Genomic DNA, 17,824 nt, shown 5'->3' with positions numbered 1-17,824 from the left:
TCGCCGCAGTTGGGCGGGACCCAGGATGTGGCGTTGCGTGCCTGGCTGGGCAAGCAGGGGTTGAAGACGAGTGCGGCCGGTGGCGGGGATGTGGCGATCAATCCGACCGAGAACGCCCAGACGTTGAAGTTGTTCCAGGATGGAAAGCTCGACGGCGCGTGGTTGCCTGAGCCGTGGGCCTCGCGGTTGGTGTTGCAGGCCGGGGCGAAGGTGCTCGTGGACGAAAAGAGCCTTTGGGAGAACGGCCGGTTCCCGACGACGATCCTGATTGTGAGCAAGAAGTTCGCCGCGGAGCATCCCGAGACGGTGGCGGCGTTGCTGCGGGGGAACAAGGCGGCGGTGGACTGGTTGAACAGTGCCCCGGCGGCGGAGAAGGCCAGCACGATCAATGCCGCGTTGAAGGCCACCGCGGGATCCACCCTGCCGGCTGATGTGATCGACCGGTCCCTGGCGAACATCACCTTCACGGTGGATCCGCTGGCCGGGACGTACAAGAAACTCCTGCAGGACGGCGTGGAGACCGGAATCACCAAACAGGCCGACATCAACGGCATCTTCGACCTCCGCGCCCTGAACTCCATCACCAGTCAAAAAATCTCGGCCGGCGGACTCGGCCAAGAGTAATCCGCAAGAGCACGACGGCGGGATGCCACCCGCCGTCGTGCTCTCGCGTTAGCGCTTTACCCTAGTTGCCGTCGGGCGAGGCACCCCAGTGCGCCGGCACCATCAGGTCCGCGGGGAGGAGGGTCGTGCCGTTGCCCCGCGCGGAATTGAGCTGCGGTTGCGTCACATACAAGGCCTGCGACAAATCCGCCCCTTCAAGTCGCGCGTCCCTCAAATCTGCGCCGAGCAGGTCCACTCCCGATAGGTCGCTGCCGCGTAGATCGGCCGCAATCAGGTAAGCCCCTCGGAGATCCGCGCCGCACAACCGGCGGGACGCGAGTTGCCTACCCATCAGGTCCGCACCGGGCGTCAGCCAAGGTTCCAAATGATCGTCGCCGGCCGCGAAGTAGGAAGCCCGGACTTCGTCACTGATCTCCATCAGCGTTGACCTCACCTGCGCGTGGAGATCATGGACATCAAGTGAAAGCAACGCCTCCAGGCCGCCGTCGAGCGCCTGCTCGATCATCTTCATGAGCTTCAGGGCACAGTTCGAAGAGTCAGGATCAAACGTTCGCTCCTGGGCTTCGACCAAATACCAGAGCATTTCATGCAATTGCCGGGCGACCTTGAATGCGGAGAACATCCCGTCCTTGGTTTCCGGATATTCAAGCCAGCTGTTTCCGGCGAACAGTTTTTGCGAGACGTTTTGGCCGGCCCCGAAGCAGTCAAAGACGGTGCAGCCACGAAATCCCCGCGGCCGAAGGCTCTCGTGGATGGTGCAGGAGAAGTCGGGGGCAAGGTTCCGGCACGGAGTGCCTGAAGGTTTGTCGAGGGCGAAATCCGCCGATCGCGTGAATCCGAAGGCCGTGCAGCAGAGTGCAAAGCAATTGCCGCAGTCAGGGCGCAGGGATTGCCGGTCGAGGGAAGGCGAAGGGTTGGCTGATGGGGCGTTCATGCGATCTTCCAGGAGTGGGTTCTGTGTTGGGCCGATGCTGAGGGGAGCTCCAGAGGGAGTTCCCATCCCGGGCGCACGGAATCACCGCTCCCCCAGGGAGCGAACTGGAATCGCTGTAAAGGCTCTGGGTCACAGAGAAAAAGGAAGTATCACTGGAATCAGGATACCCGCCGTCGGCGTTGACCCCGCAAGGTCCAGGGGTCAACGCCGGCGGCCGCGGTTGAAAGACTCAGGCCTGGACTGCGAAGCCGCCGGTCCAGGAGATCTTCTCGCCGGCGGCGAGGGTGATCTGCAGGAAGCCCAGGGCCTCCAACTCGCGGGCGCGACGCAGCGCGCCGGCGTCAATCGCATTCAGCCCGCCCGCCGTGATTGCCTCGGCTATCCTGGACTTCGCATCGGCGTCGTCCCCGGCGATCTGGACCGTGGTCGGTTGGCCGCCGACCCGGCCCGAAGCGAGGGTCGCTGCGAAGGTCGTGTTGAACGCCTTCACCACGCGGGACTCCGGAAGCGCAGCCTGGATCTCAGCCGTAGCCGAGGAATCCGCCGGCACGGTGAGGGAATCAAAGGTTTCGAAGTTCAACGGATTGGTGATGTCGACGACGATCTTGCCGGCCAACTCCCCGCCACGCTCGGCCAGCACGCCCCCCACCGCCGGGTAAGGCACGGCCAGGACAACAATTTCACCACTCAGCGGCACGGCAGTGTCGTTGCTGCCCAGCAGCTGCACAGCATTGCCGCCCTTCTCAAAAACACCGGCAATCGCGGTTCCCATGTTGCCCGTTCCAAGAACACTCACTGCAGTCATGATTGTTTTCCTCATCTCTCGGTAGATTGGTTGATGCTTCAACTAAAGTGTACTCCTTAGATTTGGTTGAAGCAACAACTAAATTCGCGCAATGCCGCGCCCGAGCCGGCGGTCGAGAATCGAGGCGGCGACTGCCACCGCGATCAGCGCTGCCGCGAGAACCAACGGCAGGTGGACTGCAGGCGCGACGATGGCGCCGGCCAATGCTGTGCCTGCCGATCCGGCGGTGATTTTCAAGGCCCCTATCCATACAAAGACCTGGCCCCGGGCTTGGGCCGGCGCGTACTCGCTGCGTGCTGCCAAGGTGGCGGCGAAAAAGCGGGAATTCAGGACGCCCGCCAATGCGTAGGCTGCGACGGCTAGCGGAAACACACCGGCAAAGGCGGCCCCCAGCAGGACCACGCCGACCGCCGCCGCCAGGCACGTCATCGACAAGTCGGCTTCGGCTCGCAAGGGCCGGATCATCACGCCTGCTGATCCGACGAGCCCACCAAGTCCATAGGCAGCTGTGAGGACTCCGGCAGCTGCCGGCTCAACACGCAGCTCCCCCGTGGACGCGACGGCAGTGATCGGCAACGCTGCCACGGACAAGGCGATCACGACTGTCATGTAGAGCGTTCGACGCAGCTTGCCGCTCGAGACCATCATCATCAGTGTGCGTCCTGGCCGGGGTATCTCGGAACCAGGCGCAACTGGCCCGCTGAACGGCAGCAGCCTGACGACGGCGGCTGCCACAAAAGTCGAGCCCGCGAGGATCAGGGCTGCAACCGCCGGGCTTGCCCAGGCCGAAACGGCGGCGACGAGCGACGGTCCAATCGTCCCGCCAATTCCGTACGTGGCAACGTCCCAGCCTTGGGCCCTCCTCTGGCTCGTCCTGTCGCTGCCGGCTATAGCTGCCAGCCGACTGCTGATCCCGCCAGTCAGCAAGGGCCCCACCAGCCCCGAGGCGATGAGCAACAACGCCGGGACTATCGGCCACGTCATGGGGTAGAGCAGGACGGCCGCGCCGAGGGTGACGCCGTGCGCCATGCAGGCCAGGGCTATGACCGTCCGGCCATCACGGGCAGCGTCAAGGGACCCGGCAATAAACGGCCCGAACAGGTGTGGTGCCGTAATACAGGCTCCGAGGAGCCCGGCGAGCCATCCGGGTGCGCCACTCGTAGTAGCCATCAGGACGATCGCGACCACAGCACCGCCGTCCGCGCTCCTGGCCAAGGTTGCGGCCAGCACGTAACGAGCGAGTCCGCCCGAGGCAGCCGGGCGCGGCCGCTGCGTTTGGAGGTTCGTGGTTCCTTTAGCGAGACTCATCCGTCTCGCCCGATCTTGAGCATTGTGGCCATGAATCAGGCCTCAAGTCCGAGCTCGCGGACAGCCCTGGCGAGCTTTTCGCGCCCTTCGCTGTCCAGGCCGTGCAAGGGCAATGGCAGGGCCGAGGCCGGAATTAGTCCCAGCTCTTCGGCGAGGCCCGATACGACGCGGAGGCTGCCGTAAGCCCTGAACAGGGTCCAGAGCGGTTCCAGGCGCGCCGACTCTTCAAGGGCTTCCCCGGTGCGGCCCGCGCGAACATGGTCCACGATTGTTTTTGCCTGAATCGGGAGTACCCCTCCAATGACCGAATACCAGACGTTGCAGCCGGCCGCGAGGGCTTCGGCGGCCACCCAGTCGCCGCTGATGCCCAGCGAAGTACCCTGCGGCAGTCGCGAACGCAGCGTCCCGATCCGGGCGGAGACGTCCGCCGTCGGCGGCGGGATCTTGATCGATGCAATGCCCGGGATGCGGGCAATGCGGGCGTGAAGGTCGTCTGAGAATGTGAATCCGGTGGTTCCGGGGTTGTCGTAGACAACTACGGGGAGATCGGTCTCGGCCGCAACACGTTCGTAGAGGCCGAAGACTTCGTCGTCCGTCAACCGTTGGTAGGAGACCGGAGCGAGAAGCAAAGCTGTAGCGCCGGCCGACTGGGCATCTCCGGCGAGCGTCAACACGTCACGGGTACGGACTGCACCGACGCCGGCGAGGACCGGGACGTCGCCGGCCGCATCAATCGCGGCCTCGAGCACCGCCCGCCGTTCTTCGCGGGAGAGATAGGCATAGTTCCCGGTGGATCCCAGGACACCCAACGAGTCGACTCCAGCCAGGGCCGCACGGGAGACAAGCCCCGCGACAGCCTTGAGGTCAACATCCTCGCCGTTCAGCGGCGTAAGCGGGAAGGCACTAAGTCCATCAAACACAAGAAGCCCCTCCCCCTGGCCGCCCAACTGGCCAATCAGCTCCGGGGCGCGATCCTGCGCGGGGTGCTGCAGCCCGAGCATACGCTTCCAGCGACCCGAAGACTTGCCTCCGAACTGGGTATTTCGCGCGGCGTGGTGGTCCGTGCGTACGAACAGCTCTCAGGAGAAGGCTTCCTGGAAAGCAACGGCGCGGGCGGGACACGAGTCGCGATCCGTCCGGACGTTCAAAGGGCCGTTTCGATACCTACCCCAACGCGGATATCCGCACCTGCCGCCGGGGTCATTGATTTGACCCCGGGCAGGCCAGCCGGAACGCCGTTCAGGCACAAGGATTGGCGGAATGCCTGGAAAGAGGCCCTGTCCGCTCCCGGATCTACGCAATTGCCTGCCGCCTTGGGAACAATCGGGTTGCGTGAGGCTGTTGCGCAACATCTTGCGGTATCGCGCGGCCTGCCTGTTCGGGCGGATGACGTCATCATCACCGCTGGAACAAGCGACGCGCTTCAGCTCGTTGTAGCCATGCTACGTAACCGCACTGGCCATTCCGGCCGCCCTCGGATCCTCGTTGAAGATCCCGGCTACCCCACGGCCCGCCGCGTCATGGCAGCGGCCGGCGCCGAACTCCTGACAATACCCGTGGATGAGAACGGCCTCCGAAGTTCGCAACTGGACACCCTGGCACAGGCTCCTGATGCGGTACTCGTCACCCCGAGCCATCAATATCCGCTGGGCGGAAGGATGACTGTCCAGGAACGGCTCGATCTCCTCAAGTGGGCTGAACAGCGCGGTGTTCTCGTGCTGGAAGACGACTATGACAGCGAATTCCGCCACACCCGGATGCCTCTTCCCGCTGCAGCTTCGCTTCCCACCAACGCCGAAGTAGTCCTCCTCGGAACGTTTTCAAAAAACCTCAGCCCGTGGCTGCGCTGCGGGTACCTCGTTGTCCGGGGCGATTCCGGACAACAATTGAAGGCGACACGCGAAGCCTTGGATACCCCTGTTTCCGGCGTCATGCAATCCGCTTTGGCGCGGTACATCGACGGCGGCGGCCTGTCGCGGCATATTGCGCGGGCGAGAAGGGAATATTCGCACCGCCGTACGTTATTGATGGACCGCCTCGGCAGGCTCGACGGTTTGGGCTTGGCCGCCCTCGACGGCGGGCTCCACGCCGTCATTCGCTTCGACAAGCCCGACGCGAACGCCCTTGCGGCTCAGGCCCTTGAACACGGTGTTCGTGTTGTGCCACTTGCCTTCTACTACGCAGACCTAGCTCCCGTGAATGGCCTCGTCATAGGGTACGGAGCCGTCTCGGATCTCCAACTAACCCGGGCCCTGGACGTCATTGCCGGGTTGATAGATAAGGGGTCGAACAGGGCCTGAATGTCCGGCTCAGAGCGGAAGGATCCTGCTCGTGTACTCCGCCAAGGCCGCCAGCAGCGCGTCTTGGTACCCAGTGTCCAATGAAGCAGGATGTGGACGCCAGGTTCTGCGATGGTGCCAGTAACCGCCGGTGCGCGGCGAGATTTCGGCCGCGTCCGCCGTCGCGATCCATTCCTGCGTCCGATGGCCCTCCTCAAGGCTGTCCGGAGCGTGAGGTCCGCCCATGCGGGTGGGAACCCACCCGGGGTCGACAGCATGGACCATCACCTCGGGCCACCAGTGGGCCAGCGCCATGGAGAAGGCCGTGACCTGCAACTTGCTGTCCTCGTAGCCGATCCGCCCGGACAGGAGCGCGGCCGCCGTCGGCGGTGTTGACGAGCCGGAGCGGTGCATGGAACTACTGAGGAAAACCGCGCGACCCGGACGCGTCATCGCCGTGCTGAGCAAGTACGGCGCCACGATGTTCACGGCGGCGACGTCAGCCCCGGAAAGCACCCCGGCATTGTGGATCACGGCATCGAAAACCCCGATGGCGTTCGCCTGGGCCGCCAGTTCCAGGGTCTCGTCCTGCCGTGCGAGGTCCGCGTGGAGGATTTCCGCCAAACCTTCCGGAGCGCCGCGGGATCCGAAGCTGCGGACGTGACCGACGACGTCGTGCCCCTGCGCCGCGAGCGCGACGGCGGTCTCCCGCCCCAGCCCGCTGGAGGCTCCCGTGACAAGAATCAATGCCATGTTTCCCCTTTGCGAGCGGTTTCCCTCCAGCCTAGACAGCACTACACGGGCAAGGGAGTCCCTCCCGGTACCCCTCTCAAGCGGGACTCCCTCACCGCCGTCGAACGTGGTCCGATGGATGAATTGAAGGCCCACGCAGCGAGAGGACACCATGTCGCAGGACACTTCCACACCGGCCACAGACGCGGACCAAGGACAAAAGGGCCATGAACAGCACCAGGGCCATTGGGGCGCCGTCTACGCCATGTCGCTGTGTGTCTTCGCGCTCATCGCCTCCGAATTCATGCCTGTCAGCCTGCTCACCCCGATGGCCGCCGACCTCGGCGTCTCCGAAGGAATGATCGGCCAGGGCATCTCGATATCCGGCCTGTTCGCCGTGCTGACGAGCCTTTCCGTCTCCACCTTGACCCGGGGCATGAACCGCAAGGCGCTCCTGCTCGCCTTGACCGGCGTCATGGTGGTCTCAGGTGCCCTGATCGCCTTGGCACCGGGCTACGTGCCGTTCATGATCGGCCGGGCACTGATCGGGGTGGTCATCGGAGGTTTCTGGTCCATGTCCGCCGCCACGGCTATGCGCCTTGTGCCCGCGTCAAAAGTCCCCCGGGCCCTGGCGATCTTCAACGGGGGCAATGCTTTGGCCTCCGTGCTCGCCGCTCCGTTGGGCAGCTACCTTGGTTCGGTCATGGGTTGGCGGGGAGCGTTCTTCTGCGTGGTTCCGGTGGCCGTGCTGGTCTTCTTCTGGCAGTGGATCAGCTTGCCACCGATGAAAGCGGCTGTAAGGCCGGCCGAACCCGGATACATCCTCAGCATTTTCGGCGCGCTCAAGAGCGCCCCCATTTCGTGGGGCATGGCGGCTTGCGGCGCGTTCTTCATGGGCCAGTTTGCCCTCTTCACCTATGTCCGCCCGTTCCTCGAAGACGTCACACGCGTGGACGTCGCCACGATCTCCCTGGTGCTCCTCGTTGTTGGCGCCGCAGGTTTCGTGGGCACCGTGGTGATAGGCCGTTTCCTCGTCAAGGGCCTGTACCGGACGCTCATCGTCATTCCGGTCCTCATGGCCTCGCTGGCTGCGGCGATGGTGCCCCTCGGCGGCGTGGTTGCCGCCGTCGTCGTGCTTTTGGGCCTCTGGGGCCTGTTCTCGACGGCGGCTCCCGTCGGCTGGTGGAGTTGGGTCGCCAAGGCGATGCCGCACAATGCGGAGGCTGGAGGCGGGTTGATGGTCGCCGTGATCCAGACCTGCATCGCCCTCGGCTCCACGCTGGGCGGGCTGCTGTTCGACTCCGCCGGGTACCACTCCACCTTCCTGGTCAGCGCCGGCGTACTTTTCATCGCGTCACTGCTCGCGCTCGGAACAGCGAGGGCCACCCGACGCGCCACCGCGTGAGGCTCGCAGCCCGGGCGCTCCACTACTACAGCGAGGGCGCTATTCGATCCGCGAGATCACCGGGCCAGACCCGGAAACACTCCCGTATTCGCTGGCGGCCCAGGAGGCGAGCAATTGCATACGCTCAGCGGAGGGCGAACCCGGCTCCGCCGAGTAGATCGTCAGGGTCAGGCCGGGTTCAGCGGCCATCTCCAGGCCCTCATAGGCCAACGTCATCTCCCCCACCACGGGATGGACGAACGTCTTGAAGCCCGCCCCGTGTTGGCGAACATCGTGCGAACCCCAACGACGGCGGAACTCGTCACTGCGGGTGCTCAACTCGCCGATCAGGTCATGCAGGTCTTTGTTATGGGGGTCGCGTGCTGCCTCGGTCCGCAGGATCGCGACAGTGATATCTGCGAACAGTTCCCAATTCGGATAGAAGTCATGGGCGTTTTCAGCCAGGAACATGTGCCTGGCAATGTTCGGCGGCTCTCCCGGCATGTCGTAGACATCTTTGTAAAACGCACGGGCCAGGAGGTTCCCGGCCAGCAGATCCATCCGACCGTTCCGGACAAAGGCCGGCCCGGCAGTTACAGCGTCCAAGGCCCACTGCAGGCTCTGATGGGGCAGCCAGGACTTGGGGTTCCGCCGCCGCGGTGGACGAGCGACCGGACTTGCTGCATGGGCCAGGTTGAAAAGGTGGTCGCGTTCAGCGTCGTCAAGCTGGAGAGCCTTCGCCAAACTGTCGAGCACCTCCGCCGATGCCCCGCTGATCGCACCACGTTCCAGCTTCGTGTAGTACTCAACACTCATCCCGGCCAGGAAAGCGACCTCCCCACGCCGCAACCCAGCGACCCGGCGCTTGATCCCTTCAGGCAGTCCCACTTGGGCCGGCGCTACTTTGGCCCGGCGGGAGATCAGAAAATCCCGGACCTCTGCTCGATTGTCCATGCATTTACGGTAGACGCGAAACATTCCCCTAGGGAGTCCCTCCCGGTACCCCTTCAGCGCAACCCTGGAGATCACTAGTCGGAGATCAGTTTCGCTTACGCTCGCCCCTCCCTCTCGCCAGCCCTTGCCTGACGCCGCGGATCGAACGACAACGGTTGCTCGCGCACCGCCGATAGTCCGCATTCGAGCGCTCCCAGCACGACGCCGTCGGCCGCTAACGTGGAGGCGGCCAGGACCGGTACGGGCGCCTCGAAGTGATCTTCCAGGACGGCGGTTGCCTTGCTCAGGACCGGTTCAAGGGCCGCGGCGACCGCACCGGCCACGATGACTTTGTCGACGTCCAGGAGGCTCGCCAGGACGTGGGCGATGCGGGCCAGCCGCTCCCCCAACCGGTCGACGATGCCCAGGGCGGTGATGTCGCCGTCGGCCGCCGCGTTGAACACCGCTTCGGCGGATAGCTGTTCGGCGGGGATCCGGGCCAATATCGAACCCGAAGGCAGTGCCCCGGCCCGGCTCGCGTCCACTGCCCATTGCCTGCCCAGCAGGCCCAGGCCCTCGGTGGAGCCCACCCCTTCGACGACGTTCAGCAGGCGCATTTCACCGGCACCGCCGCGCGGTCCCCGCAGGAGCATCCCGTCGATGACCAGTCCGGCGCCGAAGCGCTCCCCGGAGAGCAGTGCCGCGAAGGATCCGCCGTGGGTGCCGCGGGCCCGCTCGGCGAGCGCAGCGAGGTTGGCGTCGTTGTCAACGATCGTTTCTCCACGGTCGGCGAGGACCGTGGGGAAGTCCGGATTCATGTTGTCCCAGAACTCATTGTTCCGGGGCGAGCGGCCGTTTTCGTCAACGGGCGCGGGCACTCCGATCACCGTCAGGAACACGCCGGCAGGATGGACGGCTGCCAATCCCAGCGCCTCGTCGACGGCGGCGCGTACGGTCGTCCGGCGGGCGGCACCGTCCTGGCTGTCCAGGGCATGGGTGGCCCGGGCCAGGATAGTTCCGCGAAGGTCCGAGACGACCGCCGTCACCGTGTGCTGGCCGGCGTCGACCCCGACGACGTGTCCGACGTCGTTCCGCAGGCGGTACCGCCGGGCCGGCCGGCCTTTGACGTACTGTCCCGCTTCGCGGGAATCGCCCACCTCTTCGATCCAGCCCCGATCAACCAGTTCGTCACACAGCCCGAGCACCGTGGTACGGGTCAGGCCCGTTACCGCCATGGCCTCGGTGGCCATGAACGTTTCCGCTTCGAGGGCGTGGCGGAGTACCGCGCCCATGTTGATCTTCCGGAGCAGCTGCGTCGACGCCCCCGCGTCATCTTGGAACATTCCTTGACCTTATCCCCGGCATTCATGCAAGCTTTAGTCCACGTACTAAATTTAGTTCCTTTATTTACTACGTGGATTTATGTTTTGAGGCGCGTCGCGGCCAGCGATGCGTGAACCAAGTCAAAGGAGACCATGTGGTGCTTGCAGTCCAATCGAGCGGGCAGCGGCGAGTGAGCAGACGATCGTTCCTGCTCGCAGCGGGTGCTCTCGGGGCCGGTTTCGCCCTTGACGGTTGCGCGCCCGCGCAGTCGTCGACGGCGGCCACGGAGATCACGTTCTATGTGTCGAAGCCCGAAGTGATCGGCTACTTCGACCGGGTGATCGAGCAATTCCACAAGAGCCAGGACGCGGTCCGTGTGGTCCGCGACTCGACGTCGAGCATGTCTGCCGACTTCGTGCGCAACCAGCCACCGGACCTGGGGTGCTGGAACTACAACTTTGCGGTCGCGGAATTTGTCAAACACGGCGCCCTCAGCGACTTGTCCGACATGGCAGAGGCCAAGTCGATCAACCCCAAGCTGTGGCCGTTGGTGGACCAAACGGCACAGTATCCCGGGCGGACCAGCGCCATCCCGTATTCCGTGATGGCCGCATCCGTCATCTACAACAAGGACGTCTTCGCCAAGCATGGTCTGTCCGTTCCGACCACCAGGTCGCAGCTCGTGAAGATCTGCCAGACCCTGCAGGACGCCAACATCGCGCCTTTCTACAACACCATCAAGGACACCTGGACGGTCGGACAGGGAATGTTCGACTACAGCGTCGGCGGCATGGTGGACGTTCCGCGTTTCTTTTCCGCGCTCGGCAGCGAGGGCACGTCCCTGAACGCCGGCTCCGCGGCGTCTTTCCAAAAGGACTTCAAAGCCCCGATGGACCGGATGCTCCAGCTTGCCGCGTTTGCGAACAAGGATGCTGCCAGCCGTGGCTACGCCGACGGTAACCTCGCGTTCGCCCAGGGCAAGGCCGCGATGTACATGCAGGGTCCGTGGGCACTGAATGAAATTGCCAAAACCGCCCCGGCGCTGAAGCTGGGTACGTTCCCGCTGCCCGTGACCGACGACCCGGCCGACCTGAAGGTGCGCGTGAACGTGGACCTGGCCCTATGGATCCCCGAGGCCTCACGGAAGAAGGACGCGGCACGCCAGTTCCTGTCCTTCCTCATGCGCCCGGACATCAACGACAAGTACAACGCCGACAACAACGGCTTCGGTGTCCGCAAGGATGCGCCGCCGGCAAGCAACCCGGCCCTGGCCGGGATGCAGAAATACTACGACGACGGCGCGTTCTACCTGGGTGCCTCGCAGCTCATTCCCGCGTCGATTCCGGTATCGAACTACGCCCAGTCGATCGCACTGGGCAGCGCGCCCGACGCCCTACTGAAGACCTTGGACGCCGACTGGGCACGCCTTGCCCTGCGCAACGTCTGACCCGCTCCCGCACGAATTGAGTTCCGCTATGTCCTTAATACGCACGTCGCGCCCGTCCCGCACCTCAAGCCCGTCGCGGAAGCGGCGCGTTGAACCCGTGTTCTACGCATTCCTCCTCCCCACCGTCCTTGCCTTCACCCTGGCCATCACCGTCCCGGCCCTCATGGGCATCACCCTGAGCTTCACCGATTCGGTCGGATTCGGTGAGTTCAAGTTCATCGGCCTGACAAACTACATCGCGGCTTTCTCCGACCCGGCCATCCTCAAGGCCTACGGCTTCACCATCGGATTCGCGCTGGTGACCGTGGTCCTTGTCAACGTCGTGTCCTTCTTCCTCGCACTTGGCTTGACCGAGAAGATCCGCGCGAAGGTCGCCCTGCGCGCCGTATTTGTCCTGCCCATGGTCATTTCGGGCATCGTGATCGCCTACGTTTTCAACTTCCTGTTCTCCAACTCCCTCCCGGACTTTGCCACGGCGATCGGACTCAAGCCGCTGGAAACGTCCATGCTGGCCAACCCGGATCTCGCCTGGCTCGCCCTGGTGCTGGTCACCGCGTGGCAGGCTGTCCCCGCCACGCTGCTGATTTACATTGCCGGGATCCTGTCCATCCCCGCCGACGTCTACGAAGCCGCAGCCCTCGACGGAGCCACCGCCTGGCGGAAGCTGGCATCCATCACGATCCCGCTGGCGGCCGGCTACATCGTGATCAACGTGATCATGGGGTTCAAGGGCTTCATGAACGCCTACGACGTCATCGTCGGCCTGACCGGAGGCGGTCCCGGCACCTCAACCACCAGCGTCGCGATGTCCATCTTCAACGGCTTCGGCAGCGGCGACTACTCCTACCAGATGGCCAACGCAACCATCTTCTTCCTGATCGCCATCGTCATCGCGCTGCTGCAACTGCGTGCCACCCACGGAAAGACGACCTTCTGATGAGCATCCAAACCCTTCGCAAACCCAGCACCACTGCGCGGCCCATCGGCAGGGGTACCAGTTCGCGCCCGCGCAGGAACCGCACGCAATTCACCCGCTGGGCGCTCACCATTGTCCTGGCCCTCTGCTCGCTCACAGTCCTCGTTCCCCTCTACGTCACTGTCTGCATGGCCTTCAAGACCACCGGCCAGGCCGTGGACGGGAACGCCTTCTCACTCCCGGGACCATGGAGCCTGGACGGCTTCGTCCAGGCTTGGACCCTGACGAACTTCCCGCGCAGTTTCGCCGTCTCGGTCGGAGTCGCCGCCCTCAGCGTGGCAGGCACCATCATCCTCAGCGCCCTGGCCGCCTTCGCGATCTCCCGCAACTGGGACCGTCGGCTGTTCCGCTACTCGTTCTTCTACCTGCTGGCGGCCATGTTCCTGCCGTTCCCCGTCGTCGCACTGTCCCAGGTGAGCCTCAGCGGCATGGTCCACCTGGACAACCCCATCGGCGTCGCCATCCTGCACATCATGTTCCAGCTGTCATTCAGCGTCATGCTGTTCACCGCGTTTCTGCGTTCCATCCCGACCGAACTCGAAGAAAGCGCCCGCATCGACGGGGCCAGCACCGGCCAGGTGTTCTGGCGCCTGATCTTCCCGCTCCTGGCACCCATGAGCGCCACCGTCGGGATCTTCGCCTTCCTGGCCTCTTGGAACGACTACATGATGCCCGCACTCATCGTTTCCAACCCGGCGTTGCAAACGCTGCCTGTGCTGCAACAGATGTTCCAAACGCAGTTCAGCAACAACTACAACGTCTCGTTCGCTTCCTACCTCATGGCCATGGCACCGTCGATCATCGTGTACCTGTTCGCTCAGCGCTGGGTGATGTCAGGCCTGACACAGGGCGCTATCAAGTAAGACCCGCCGCTCGGGCTTTGGTCAGGACGGTGTGAGGCGGTCGAGGACTGCGTCCAGGCCTTCCCCGACGGCGGCAAAGGTGCCTTTGGATGCGAGGTGGCGGGCGAACTGTTCATTCAGGCCACCCTCGGTCGAGTGTGCACGGGCCAGGGCAGCGAAGTCGACCTCTTCGGTGTTCATTTCTTCCGCCAACTCGCTGAAGGTCGCGGCAACGTACCGGCGGGCGTCCCGGGCAGCGATGCCGTGGGCTGCCCGAGCACTTCTTCGGCCTGTTCCGGAAGAACGCTCAGGACAACCACGTCGCTCTGGTCAACGCCAAGTATGCCGAAGGTGGTCATGCGAAAGTCCTTCGATTGAGGGGAACCCAACAACTTCAGTCCCTTGGTGGCCGAGTGGTTGATCGGGCGATGAGGGTAGCGGTAGTCGCAACGTCCATAGGTGGGGCTTCGGAGTCGGCGAGGCGTCGGGTGATCGCGGACAGCGTCGCCTCAACCGTGAGGTTCACGTCCTGATGGATCGCCGTGAGGTCGTTGTAGGACAGCGAAGCGATATCGCTGTCGTCATAGCCGGTGACCGAAATTGCGCCGGGGACGTCGACGCCGGCCTGCCGGAACGTGGCGAGCAGCCCGGCGCCGCAGTGGTCGCTGCAGCCGATCACCGCCGTCGGGAGCTTCTCCCTGGCGAGGAGCGTTCGGGCGGCCGTCGCTCCGTCTTCCTCGCCGAAAGCGACTTCGACGACGTCGATCTCCCCCGCGAGTCCTTGCGCCGCCATCGCGGCGCGATACGTTTGCGCACGATCCGGGCCCACGACGCCTCCCAGGCCTCCCGCGTATGCGATCTCGCGATGTCCCAGGCCGGCGAGATGGGAGACAAGTAGCGCGAGTCCGGCGTCGTCGTCGGTTCGGACGACGTCCGCGCGGGGTTCCCTGGATCTCTCGCCCATCCACACCACGGGCATCAGTTCGAGGGCGCGCTTCAGGGCCGGTGATTCCGGATCCGGGTTGTAGCAAGCCAGTGCCCCGACCCTGTGTTCGAGGAGCTGTGAGATTACAACCTCCGTGGTCCGTCGCTCGGTGACCGGGCCGAGCACAACACCGTATCCCTCCTCGGCGGCACGCTCCAGAAGCCGCTCCACAACGCGGCCTTCGAATGAGTTCATGGCGCTAAAAAGGACCCCGATAAGATGGGTACGGCTTTGCCGGAGCAACCGGGCGGAAGCATTCGGCCTGAAATCAAGCTCGGCTGCGGCGGCCAAAACTAGTTTGCGCGACGCCTCGCTCGGCCCGGAAACACCGCGGAACACCATGGAAACCAGTTGCCGGGACACGCCCGCCCGTGCTGCGACGTCGCTCATCGTTGGCAACCTGTCGGGTCCTGTTTCCGTTGCGGTCCCGCGTTTCTGCCCCGAGCTGTCCATCACGCGTCTAATCATATTGCCGGCGTTCGAGGTCACCGTCCGCCGGGGTGCGGCACAAAATCGTATTCCTGGAACACCGCGACCTCGCTCTGCCAGTGCGACTTCACGAAGGCGACATGTGCGGGGTGCGCGTTGTACGCGTCGTAGGCAGCCTGGTCGGCGAAGAGCATGGAGAACTGCCAGCGGAGGTCGCTCTTCGCGCTCACTTGCTTGTTCACTTCGAAGTGCTCGACGCCGTCGATCGCCGCGAGCGTCTCGGCGGCGGTAGTCAGGAACTGTGTTTCGGCTTCCGATCCGGGTTCGTGTACCAGCCGGAAAGCGACTGTGTGGCGGATCGGGGCGCCTGCTGGCTCGGGCGCAGCTTGGCTGTCAAGGCGCCATTGAAGAGCCTCAACTACTAGTGCGTGATCTGCATCGTCGGAGATGCCAGAAACGACGGCGACACCGACGGATGTCCCTCGCACACGGATCGGGAATCCTCCGCCGCTGAGGGTGTGGGTGAGCGGGTCGAGGCCGAGCCGGGCAGACTCTTCTTCAATTCCGTAGGTGAGCAGCCGCTGCGTGGTGAGCCATGAATTCGCGTCATAGCGGCGCACGAGCGCGGCTTTGCGTTCCATCCATTGGTCGTTGTCGGCTGAGGTGCCCTTCAAACCTGTGTGGAAGACCCGCTGCTCGCCGAGCCAGATTGCAGCGGTTACCGGCATTGACCGCTCCCGGGCGGTCGCCACGATGCGCTGCCCAACAGCCCAAGCGTCGGCATGCCCAAAAGCCGGGAAGTCGATCGCGCGATCCTGGTCGATCAGTTGGTCAAGTGTGTGGACGGGGAAGTTTGTCATGAGTGCCGCTTCTCTTCGTTGTGAATTCAGGAAAGGGTCGCCGCTGCGATTTGCCGCCTGGCTTCGTCGATGGTGGACATGACCGAGACGATTTCCCCATGGGGATGCAGCGGTGACTCTGTCCGGCCTTCGGAGACATACGATGCGAATGCTGTCGCCTGGTAGCCGAGCCCATCATGAAGGGTTCCGAACGTGTCGTCCCGCCATGTCTCTGTCGTCTCGGACCCGATCTGACCGGTCGTGAGCGTCACTCCTGTGGGGCCGAAGAACGGGCTCGCGATGTCAATGCGCCCGCTCGAACCCATGATCGAAGCGACGACGGGCATGGAAGTGACCAGCGACGTGGACACGAGTGCTGTCGCCCCACTGGCCGAGGTCAGGAGCAGGTCGGCGCGGGCATCAACTCCCGTCGGTGCAAGCTCGCCGACGGCGGTGACCGTGCTTGGTGCGCCGAGCACCGACGATGCGAACGAGATTGGATAGACCCCCGCATCGAGCAGCGCTCCCCCACCGAGTTCAGCGCTCCACAACCGGTGAGCAGGATCCATTGGCATGTTGAAGCCAAAATCGGCCCGGACCAGCCGGACATCACCGACGGCCCCGTCGTCCAGGAGTTGGCGGACAATGTCAGCCTGAGGGAGGTAGCGCGTCCACATCGCCTCCATGACGAGGACTCCGGCCGCGCGTCCGGCTTCCGTGATTGCCTGGCCTCGCTCGCCGACATCGCGACCGGTTTCTCAATAAGTACGTGCTTGCCGGCGTTGATCGCCTCGAGCGCGAGGTCATGGTGCACCGGGTGCGGGGTTGCGATGTAGACGACGTCGACGGCGGGGTCCGCAATGAGCGCGGACGGGGACTCCAGAACGGTCGGGATGCCGTGTTCTTGCGCGAATGCTTGTGTTTTCGCGTCATCGCGGGCAGTCACTGCGACCGCACGCTGCCCGGTGTGGGCGTGGATGGCGCGCACAAAACGTGCTGCGATCCCTGTGCCAATAACGCCCCAGCGGAGGGCCGGCACGGATCCCGCGGCAATGATTTTCGGGGCGGGCAGTGCGAGAGACATGAGGGCGCCTTTTCTGGGTGGAATCAGAATTTAGCTCGTGCTATTAGCTCGAGCTAAATGGAGGATAGCACGTTCTTCTTGGTGCTTTGAGTGAGGGTGACGTCGTCGAGGTACATCCAGGTGTCATCGGCGGGGGTGGATCCGTCGAGGTGGACGTTGAACCAGAGCGTGACGGTCTGGCCCTTGTAGGCGGACAGGTCCGCGGTGAGCTGGGTCCAGGTGCCGTTGTTGTTGCAGAGTTTGAACAAGCTGGCCAAGGTGGTTCCACTGGTAGTGCGGACCTGGGCTTCCATCCAGTCGTACTGGCACGTGGTGGTGTTGCAGGTGTCGTCCGCGGTGTGCGGCTGGTACCAGAAGCTCAGCGTGGACGTTCCCGTCGCCCTCCGCCCCCGAGGGCAGGCCCAGCAACGCCGAGCCGGTTCCCGTATGGGCAACGTTGGAGGCAACAGGTGCCCGGACGCCTCCGGTCGTCCATCCGCTGAGCCCGGACTCGAAACCACCGTTGATGATGGTCGAGCTTGTTGTCCCCGTCGGCGTGACCGGCGCCGACGCAGCGGACGCCGCCGACGTGCCCACCGCGTTGGTGGCCGTCACCGTGAACGTATACGCGGTGCCGTTCRTCAGMCCGGTGACAGTCGCCGTCGTCGCGGGCGGGTTCCCCGTCACGGTGACCGGGGTCAGTGCCGTAGCRCCCRCATGCGGSGTSACMGCGTACGAGGTGATCGCCGACCCGCCGTTGYTYGGCGCSGTCCAGGACACGACGGCGGACCCGTTACCCGCCGTCGCGGTCACCCCCGTGGGAGCCGCAGGCGCCGTCGCAGCCGCCATCGGCGTGACCGGCGCCGACGCAGCGGACGCCGCCGACGTGCCCACCGCGTTCGTTGCCGTAACCGTGAACGT

The 17,824-nt window shown here is 64.4% G+C and carries 19 protein-coding genes and 2 pseudogenes; 6 read left to right on the top strand and 15 right to left on the bottom strand.

Annotated elements, in window-relative coordinates; all coding sequences use genetic code 11:
- Positions 1-624, top strand: a 624-nt coding sequence (locus E1809_RS15850; protein WP_165962343.1) for an ABC transporter substrate-binding protein, incomplete at its 5' end; no start/stop codon positions are given.
- 61 nt (positions 625-685) lie between these two features.
- On the opposite strand, the gene E1809_RS15845 is transcribed toward E1809_RS15850, so the two are convergent.
- The 4 genes from E1809_RS15845 to E1809_RS15830 form a co-directional block, all read right to left on the bottom strand.
- Entirely contained in the window at positions 686-1,558 is an 873-nt protein-coding gene (locus tag E1809_RS15845) for a pentapeptide repeat-containing protein (protein WP_133205198.1), read from the bottom strand.
- Between the two features lie 229 nt (positions 1,559-1,787).
- Positions 1,788-2,363: an NADPH-dependent F420 reductase gene (locus tag E1809_RS15840; protein WP_133205197.1), complete on the bottom strand. Its 576-nt coding sequence runs from the start codon at positions 2,361-2,363 to the stop codon at positions 1,788-1,790.
- Positions 2,364-2,441: 78 nt separating this feature from the next.
- Positions 2,442-3,671 (bottom strand): MFS transporter, encoded by a 1,230-nt coding sequence (locus E1809_RS27440; RefSeq protein WP_235835631.1) that lies wholly within the window; start codon positions 3,669-3,671, stop codon positions 2,442-2,444.
- Positions 3,672-3,706: 35 nt separating this feature from the next.
- Positions 3,707-4,591 (bottom strand): dihydrodipicolinate synthase family protein, encoded by an 885-nt coding sequence (locus E1809_RS15830; RefSeq protein ID WP_133205196.1) that lies wholly within the window; start codon positions 4,589-4,591, stop codon positions 3,707-3,709.
- On the opposite strand from E1809_RS15830, the gene pdxR reads away from it, so the two are divergent.
- A complete protein-coding gene (gene pdxR / locus E1809_RS15825) occupies positions 4,541-5,971 on the top strand; it encodes a MocR-like pyridoxine biosynthesis transcription factor PdxR (protein ID WP_308166791.1) in 1,431 nt (476 codons plus the stop codon). The two genes, E1809_RS15830 and pdxR, sit on opposite strands and share 51 nt — an antisense overlap.
- Positions 5,972-5,980: 9 nt before the next feature.
- Here the strand turns inward: pdxR and E1809_RS15820 are convergent, their stop codons facing one another.
- Positions 5,981-6,703, bottom strand: coding sequence for an SDR family NAD(P)-dependent oxidoreductase (locus E1809_RS15820; RefSeq protein ID WP_133205195.1), 723 nt, complete (start codon positions 6,701-6,703; stop codon positions 5,981-5,983).
- 151 nt (positions 6,704-6,854) lie between these two features.
- Here E1809_RS15820 and E1809_RS15815 point away from each other — a divergent pair, with 151 nt between their 5' ends.
- Positions 6,855-8,087 (top strand): MFS transporter, encoded by a 1,233-nt coding sequence (locus E1809_RS15815; RefSeq protein WP_133205194.1) that lies wholly within the window; start codon positions 6,855-6,857, stop codon positions 8,085-8,087.
- Positions 8,088-8,126: 39 nt separating this feature from the next.
- Here the strand turns inward: E1809_RS15815 and E1809_RS15810 are convergent, their stop codons facing one another.
- Both E1809_RS15810 and E1809_RS15805 read right to left on the bottom strand, forming a co-directional pair.
- A complete protein-coding gene (locus E1809_RS15810) occupies positions 8,127-9,020 on the bottom strand; it encodes a helix-turn-helix transcriptional regulator (RefSeq protein WP_133205193.1) in 894 nt (297 codons plus the stop codon).
- Positions 9,021-9,115: 95 nt separating this feature from the next.
- Positions 9,116-10,342: an ROK family protein gene (locus E1809_RS15805; RefSeq protein ID WP_133205192.1), complete on the bottom strand. Its 1,227-nt coding sequence runs from the start codon at positions 10,340-10,342 to the stop codon at positions 9,116-9,118.
- 170 nt (positions 10,343-10,512) lie between these two features.
- Between E1809_RS15805 and E1809_RS15800 the strand changes: the two genes are divergently transcribed.
- From E1809_RS15800 to E1809_RS15790, 3 genes are read left to right on the top strand one after another with little or no spacing between them, the layout of a single operon-like run.
- A complete protein-coding gene (locus tag E1809_RS15800; protein ID WP_235835629.1) occupies positions 10,513-11,769 on the top strand; it encodes an ABC transporter substrate-binding protein in 1,257 nt (418 codons plus the stop codon).
- A gap of 28 nt (positions 11,770-11,797) precedes the next feature.
- A complete protein-coding gene (locus E1809_RS15795; RefSeq protein ID WP_133205191.1) occupies positions 11,798-12,706 on the top strand; it encodes a carbohydrate ABC transporter permease in 909 nt (302 codons plus the stop codon).
- Positions 12,706-13,608, top strand: coding sequence for a carbohydrate ABC transporter permease (locus E1809_RS15790; RefSeq protein ID WP_133205190.1), 903 nt, complete (start codon positions 12,706-12,708; stop codon positions 13,606-13,608). The genes E1809_RS15795 and E1809_RS15790 overlap by 1 nt, the downstream gene beginning before the upstream one ends.
- A gap of 21 nt (positions 13,609-13,629) precedes the next feature.
- On the opposite strand, the gene E1809_RS26735 is transcribed toward E1809_RS15790, so the two are convergent.
- The 8 genes and pseudogenes from E1809_RS26735 to E1809_RS27990 form a co-directional block, all read right to left on the bottom strand.
- Positions 13,630-13,788, bottom strand: a complete 159-nt coding sequence (locus E1809_RS26735; RefSeq protein ID WP_165962342.1) for a hypothetical protein — start codon at positions 13,786-13,788, stop codon at positions 13,630-13,632.
- Complete coding sequence (locus E1809_RS26730) at positions 13,785-13,946, bottom strand: hypothetical protein (RefSeq protein WP_165962341.1); 162 nt, start codon at positions 13,944-13,946, stop codon at positions 13,785-13,787. Before E1809_RS26730 ends, E1809_RS26735 begins: the two co-directional genes overlap by 4 nt.
- 35 nt (positions 13,947-13,981) lie before the next feature.
- Positions 13,982-14,962, bottom strand: a complete 981-nt coding sequence (locus tag E1809_RS15785; RefSeq protein WP_165962340.1) for a LacI family DNA-binding transcriptional regulator — start codon at positions 14,960-14,962, stop codon at positions 13,982-13,984.
- A 95-nt stretch (positions 14,963-15,057) separates the two neighbouring features.
- Complete coding sequence (locus E1809_RS15780) at positions 15,058-15,861, bottom strand: heme-binding protein (RefSeq protein WP_133205188.1); 804 nt, start codon at positions 15,859-15,861, stop codon at positions 15,058-15,060.
- Positions 15,862-15,887: 26 nt separating this feature from the next.
- Complete coding sequence (locus tag E1809_RS27435) at positions 15,888-16,526, bottom strand: Gfo/Idh/MocA family protein (RefSeq protein WP_235835636.1); 639 nt, start codon at positions 16,524-16,526, stop codon at positions 15,888-15,890.
- A 95-nt stretch (positions 16,527-16,621) separates the two neighbouring features.
- A pseudogene (locus tag E1809_RS27430) lies at positions 16,622-16,924 on the bottom strand (Gfo/Idh/MocA family protein); the annotation flags it as partial.
- Between the two features lie 53 nt (positions 16,925-16,977).
- Positions 16,978-17,358, bottom strand: coding sequence for a choice-of-anchor J domain-containing protein (locus tag E1809_RS27425; protein ID WP_235835628.1), 381 nt, complete (start codon positions 17,356-17,358; stop codon positions 16,978-16,980).
- 124 nt (positions 17,359-17,482) lie between these two features.
- Positions 17,483-17,752: pseudogene (locus E1809_RS27990) on the bottom strand (fibronectin type III domain-containing protein); the annotation flags it as partial.
- Positions 17,753-17,824 lie beyond the last annotated feature (72 nt).

Origin of the sequence: Arthrobacter terricola (assembly GCF_004354015.1) — a bacterium.
Taxonomy (GTDB): Bacteria; Actinomycetota; Actinomycetes; order Actinomycetales; family Micrococcaceae; genus Arthrobacter; species Arthrobacter terricola.
This window is presented reverse-complemented; position numbering and strand designations above follow the sequence as displayed.

Excerpts from the sequence above, each read along its gene's own strand:
- E1809_RS15845 (WP_133205198.1), bottom strand. The coding sequence starts at position 1,558 with ATGAACGCCCCATCAGCCAACCCTTCGCCTTCCCTCGACCGGCAATCC.
- E1809_RS26730 (WP_165962341.1), bottom strand. The coding sequence starts at position 13,946 with ATGACCACCTTCGGCATACTTGGCGTTGACCAGAGCGACGTGGTTGTC.
- E1809_RS15805 (WP_133205192.1), bottom strand. The coding sequence starts at position 10,342 with ATGTTCCAAGATGACGCGGGGGCGTCGACGCAGCTGCTCCGGAAGATC.
- E1809_RS15815 (WP_133205194.1), top strand. The coding sequence starts at position 6,855 with ATGTCGCAGGACACTTCCACACCGGCCACAGACGCGGACCAAGGACAA.
- E1809_RS15810 (WP_133205193.1), bottom strand. The coding sequence starts at position 9,020 with ATGGACAATCGAGCAGAGGTCCGGGATTTTCTGATCTCCCGCCGGGCC.
- E1809_RS27435 (WP_235835636.1), bottom strand. The coding sequence starts at position 16,526 with ATGGAGGCGATGTGGACGCGCTACCTCCCTCAGGCTGACATTGTCCGC.
- E1809_RS15785 (WP_165962340.1), bottom strand. The coding sequence starts at position 14,962 with ATGAGCGACGTCGCAGCACGGGCGGGCGTGTCCCGGCAACTGGTTTCC.
- E1809_RS15795 (WP_133205191.1), top strand. The coding sequence starts at position 11,798 with ATGTCCTTAATACGCACGTCGCGCCCGTCCCGCACCTCAAGCCCGTCG.
- E1809_RS26735 (WP_165962342.1), bottom strand. The coding sequence starts at position 13,788 with ATGAACACCGAAGAGGTCGACTTCGCTGCCCTGGCCCGTGCACACTCG.
- E1809_RS15840 (WP_133205197.1), bottom strand. The coding sequence starts at position 2,363 with ATGACTGCAGTGAGTGTTCTTGGAACGGGCAACATGGGAACCGCGATT.
- E1809_RS15780 (WP_133205188.1), bottom strand. The coding sequence starts at position 15,861 with ATGACAAACTTCCCCGTCCACACACTTGACCAACTGATCGACCAGGAT.
- E1809_RS15820 (WP_133205195.1), bottom strand. The coding sequence starts at position 6,703 with ATGGCATTGATTCTTGTCACGGGAGCCTCCAGCGGGCTGGGGCGGGAG.
- E1809_RS27440 (WP_235835631.1), bottom strand. The coding sequence starts at position 3,671 with ATGAGTCTCGCTAAAGGAACCACGAACCTCCAAACGCAGCGGCCGCGC.
- E1809_RS15790 (WP_133205190.1), top strand. The coding sequence starts at position 12,706 with ATGAGCATCCAAACCCTTCGCAAACCCAGCACCACTGCGCGGCCCATC.